This is a genomic window from Kitasatospora sp. NPDC091257, from assembly GCF_044757675.1.
In the GTDB taxonomy this organism is placed as follows: domain Bacteria; phylum Actinomycetota; class Actinomycetes; order Streptomycetales; family Streptomycetaceae; genus Kitasatospora; species Kitasatospora lactacystinica.
Map to the genome: position 1 here is coordinate 1 of NZ_JBIVVI010000761.1, position 4,494 is coordinate 4,494.

Consider the following 4,494-nt stretch of genomic DNA (forward strand, 5'->3'; position numbering starts at 1 on the left):
GCCGCAGGCGGCGGCCAGCTCGACCACGGTCTCCGGGCGCAGCCCGCCGTCCAGGTGGTCGTGCAGGTGTGCCCGGAGCGCCGCTGGTCGGCGCCGGAGCGGCACCGGTCGAGCCGCCCGCCGGTGCGGCCGGGTCGGCGTTGTCCGGCCCGCAGGCCGCGAGCGACAGGGCGGTGGCCGCCGCGAGCGCGGCGAAGGTCAGCTTGGTGGTGTACGAACGCATGGTGCGCATTTCTCCTGGGCGCACGGCCGCGACCGTTGCCGGCCTTTGCCCAGTGCGGCGCCGCCCGTCGTGACAGGAAGGGTCGATGACGACATGGGTCCAGCGGGCAAGAAGCCGTCCCCCGATCTGGCTTGCGGTCAGGGACCATACCAGTCATCCGGATTGCCGGACGGGCTGTGGCGGGCCCGTGACCAGGCCGGGTCCAGCCGGTGAAACATCCGGCGGGTGACCTGCGCCGATCGCGTAGATTGCGGGTTTGACGGCCGGGCCCGGGCCCCGCCGTACCCGCACCACACCGGAAGGGCGTACAGCGAGATGAGCGAGGACTCTCTGCGGGACGAGGTGCTGACCGCGCGGCGGATCGTCGTCAAGGTCGGCTCCTCCTCCCTGACCACGGCGGCCGGCGGCCTGGACGCCGACCGCGTCGACGCCCTGGTGGACGCGCTCGCCAAGCTGCGCGGCCGACCCGGGGCGCCGGAGGTCGTGCTCGTCTCCTCCGGCGCGATCGCCGCCGGTCTGGCCCCGCTCGGTCTGGACGGGCGGCCCAAGGACCTGGCCCGCCAGCAGGCCGCCGCCAGCGTCGGCCAGGGCCTGCTGGTCGCCCGCTACACCGCCTCCTTCGCCCGGTACGGGATCAGGGTCGGCCAGGTGCTGCTCACCGCCGAGGACGCCAGCCGGCGCGCCCACTACCGCAACGCCTACCGCACCCTGGACCAGCTGCTGGCGATGGGCGCGATGCCGATCGTCAACGAGAACGACACCGTCGCCACCGCCGAAATCAAGTTCGGCGACAACGACCGGCTCGCCGCCCTGGTCGCCCACCTGGTCCGCGCCGACCTGCTGGTGCTGCTCTCCGACGTGGACGGCCTGTACGACGGCGACCCGTCCCGCCCCGGCACCAGCCGGATCGCCGAGGTGCGCGGCCCGCAGGACCTCGACGGCATCGAGATCGGCAGCGCCGGCAAGGCCGGGGTCGGCACCGGCGGCATGGTCACCAAGGTCGAGGCGGCCCGGATCGCCACCGGCGCCGGCATCCCGGTGGTGCTCACCGCCGCCAGCCACGCCGCCGACGCGCTGGCCGGCCGGCCCACCGGCACGCTCTTCCTGCGCACCGGAAGCCGGACCTCCGACCGGATGCTCTGGCTGGCCCACGCGAGCAGCCCGCGCGGGGCGCTGCACCTGGACGAGGGTGCCGTCCGGGCGGTCGTCTCCGGCGGCGCCTCGCTGCTGCCGGCCGGGGTCACCAAGGTCGACGGGGAGTTCGCCGCGGGTGATCCGGTGGACCTTCTTGCCGAAAACGGCCACATCGTGGCTCGCGGACTGGTCAACTTTGATGCGAGGGAGTTGCCCCGCCTGCTCGGCCGGTCCACCCGCGACCTGGCCCAGGAGTTCGGCGCCGCGTACGAGCGCGAGGTCGTCCACCGCGACGACCTGGTCGTTCTGCGCGGCTGACCGGCCCGGCGGGCCGGCACCGGCCGCCCGGCCGATCGGCGCAGCGCGCACGGCGGGCCGCTCCGTACCGGGAGCGGCCCGGCCACGGGCGAGGAGGGGCGCAGCCGTACCGGTCGGCCGAGGGTCGACGGGGCCGGTGGGGACGACAGGACATCGCCGAACAGGAGGCCGCCGGTGGAACGCAGGCGCGAGGCAGCGCTGACCGCAGGGACGGCGGGCCGGCGGCTGACCAGCATCGACGGCGGGCGCGGGGACGGCCCCGCCGAGCCGGCCGGTCCGCCGCCGCAGAGGCCCGGCGGGGTGCGCAGGCTGCGGCCCGAACGCGACCGGGCGGCCCAGCCGCCCACCGTGCCCGAGCAGGCGCGGCTGTGGCACGTGGTGCTGAGCGTGGCCGGGCAGGTCACCCCGCTGCCCTCGCTGCGCGCCTCACTGGAGCAGCTGGCGCACGACCACTCGTTCTTCCTGACCGCCCGCTACGCCGCCGACCACGCGGAGATCCGCTACTGGGAGCAGGCCCGGGACCTCCACGACGCGGCGGCCATCGCGCTGCGGCTGTGGGGCGAGCACAAGGTCACCGCGAACCTGCCGCCCTGGGAGATCGTCGGGCTGGAGGTGGTCGACCGGGCGACGTACCACAAACGGGTGGCGGAGGGCTTCGGCGACCCGCCGCCGCACCTGGGCGGCGTGCACCCGTACTGAGCCGCCCCGTACTGAGCCGTCCCGTACTGGGCCGCCCCGTACTGGGCCGTCCCCGGCGGCCGGGCGGCCCCGTCGGACCGGGACCGGCCGAGCGGCGTCTCACCGGGCGAAATACCGCCCGGGCGGGGCGGGTGCAGTCGCTACCCTTGGCGGCATGACCAGCGACCTCGCCACCGCCGACAGCCCCGTCCTCGCCGTAGCGCGCCGAGCCCGGGAGGCCGCCGCCGCGCTCGCCCCGCTGCCGCGCGGCGCGAAGGACGCCGCGTTGCTGGCGGTCGCGGACGCCCTGGTGGCCCGCGGCGCCGAGATCGTCGCGGCCAACGCCGAGGACGTGGAGCGGGCCAGGGCGGCCGGCACGGCCGAGTCGGTGATCGACCGGCTGACCCTGACCGAGGAGCGGATCGCCGCGATCGCCTCCGACGTGCGCGACGTGGCCGGCCTGCCCGACCCGGTCGGCGAGGTGGTGCGCGGCTACACCCTGCCCAACGGCCTGGACGTGCGGCAGGTCCGGGTGCCGCTCGGCGTGGTCGGCATCATCTACGAGGCCCGCCCGAACGTCACCGCGGACGCCGCCGCGCTCTGCCTCAAGTCCGGCAACGCGGTGCTGCTGCGCGGCTCCGCCTCCGCCTACCGCTCCAACACCGCGCTGGTCGCCGTGGTGCGCGACGCCGTCGCCGCGGCCGGGCTGCCCGCCGACGCGGTCCAGCTGGTGCCGGGCGAGAGCCGGGACTCGGTGCGGGAGCTGATGCGCGCCCGCGGCCACGTGGACGTGCTGATCCCGCGCGGCGGCGCCTCGCTGATCCGCACCGTGGTCGAGGGCTCCACCGTCCCGGTGATCGAGACCGGCACCGGCAACTGCCACGTCTACGTGGACGCCGAGACGGACCTGGCGATGGCCGTCGGCATCCTGCTGAACTCCAAGGCGCAGCGGGTCAGCGTCTGCAACGCGGCCGAGACGCTGTTGGTCCACCAGGACGTCGCGGACGCCTTCCTGCCGCTCGCGCTGGCGGCGCTCGCCGAGGCCGGGGTGACGGTGCACGGTGACGAGGCGGTGCTGAAGGCCGCCGAGGGCGGCCCGGCCACCGTGGTGCCGGCCACCGACGAGGACTGGGGCGCCGAGTACCTCTCGCTGGACCTGGCCGCCGCGGTGGTGCCCTCGCTGGACGCCGCCGTCGAGCACATCCGCCGCTGGTCCTCCGGCCACACCGAGGCGATCGTCACCACCTCGCAGGCCGCCGCCCGCCGGTTCACCCGGTTGGTCGACTCCACCACGGTGGCCGTCAACGCCTCGACCCGCTTCACCGACGGCGGTGAGTTCGGCTTCGGCGCGGAGATCGGCATCTCCACCCAGAAGCTGCACGCCCGCGGCCCGATGGGCCTGCCCGAGCTGACCAGCACCAAGTACATCGTCACTGGTGACGGGCACGTGCGGGGCGAGGCGGCGCAGACCGTGGGCGGGGACGCGCACGGCCGCTGAACGCCGGGGGAGGGGCGTCCGTCACACGTGTGACGGACCAACTGCCGGGAGCCACAGACAAATCGCCCGGCCGGTAATACGCTGAATCCGTGGCTGAGGATGTGGGGGGCTTCCCGTACCCCGACGGCGCCGACCACGGTGGTGCGGACGACGAGTTCGCCACCGTGGTCTTCGATGAGGCCTTCGTCCGGTCCGCCGCCGTGCACGAGCCGACCGCCAAGGAGCGGCAACTCGCCGCCGCCGAGGCCCGGTTCGAGTCGGACGCCGCGGGCCCGGGCTGGGGCTGTGACGTCCCTGCGGGGGACGGACTGCCGCTGGAACTGCGCCCGTACCCGAGCGGGCTCGACGCGGACCACCTCTACCCCGATCCCTGGTCGGGGCCGGACCGGGCGGCCGACCGCCGGGTCCGGCGGCGGTGGCGACGCGGCTACGACCCGGTGCGCTCCCGCGGGCGGTACGTGGCCCAGCAGCGGTGGCACCGGCCGGTGGCCTGGGTGCTCGCCGTGATCATGGGCGTGGGCCTGGTGGCGATCGCGGTCGCGGCGATCTACCAGGGCGTGGGCGGTTCCGCGGGAGCGCCCCGGCGCCCCGAGTCCGGCACCAGCAGCGCCGGGGTCGATCCGGGGCAGGCCCCGGCCGACCC

General features: G+C 75.6%; 4 protein-coding genes and 1 pseudogene. 4 read left to right on the forward strand and 1 reads right to left on the reverse strand.

Features of this window, described 5'->3' with window-relative positions; translation table 11 throughout:
* Positions 1–232, reverse strand: a pseudogene (locus ACIQOV_RS28975) (hypothetical protein); the annotation flags it as partial.
* A gap of 306 nt (positions 233–538) precedes the next feature.
* On the opposite strand from ACIQOV_RS28975, the gene proB reads away from it, so the two are divergent.
* The 4 genes from proB to ACIQOV_RS28995 form a co-directional block, all read left to right on the forward strand.
* Positions 539–1,675, forward strand: a complete 1,137-nt coding sequence (gene proB, locus ACIQOV_RS28980; protein WP_401053482.1) for a glutamate 5-kinase — start codon at positions 539–541, stop codon at positions 1,673–1,675.
* A 174-nt stretch (positions 1,676–1,849) separates the two neighbouring features.
* On the forward strand, positions 1,850–2,374 hold the full coding sequence (locus tag ACIQOV_RS28985) for a hypothetical protein (protein WP_401053484.1): 525 nt from the start codon (positions 1,850–1,852) through the stop codon (positions 2,372–2,374).
* A 154-nt stretch (positions 2,375–2,528) separates the two neighbouring features.
* Complete coding sequence (locus tag ACIQOV_RS28990) at positions 2,529–3,851, forward strand: glutamate-5-semialdehyde dehydrogenase (RefSeq protein WP_380543253.1); 1,323 nt, start codon at positions 2,529–2,531, stop codon at positions 3,849–3,851.
* A gap of 89 nt (positions 3,852–3,940) precedes the next feature.
* Positions 3,941–4,494, forward strand: a 554-nt coding sequence (locus ACIQOV_RS28995; protein ID WP_401053487.1) for a hypothetical protein, incomplete at its 3' end; no start/stop codon positions are given.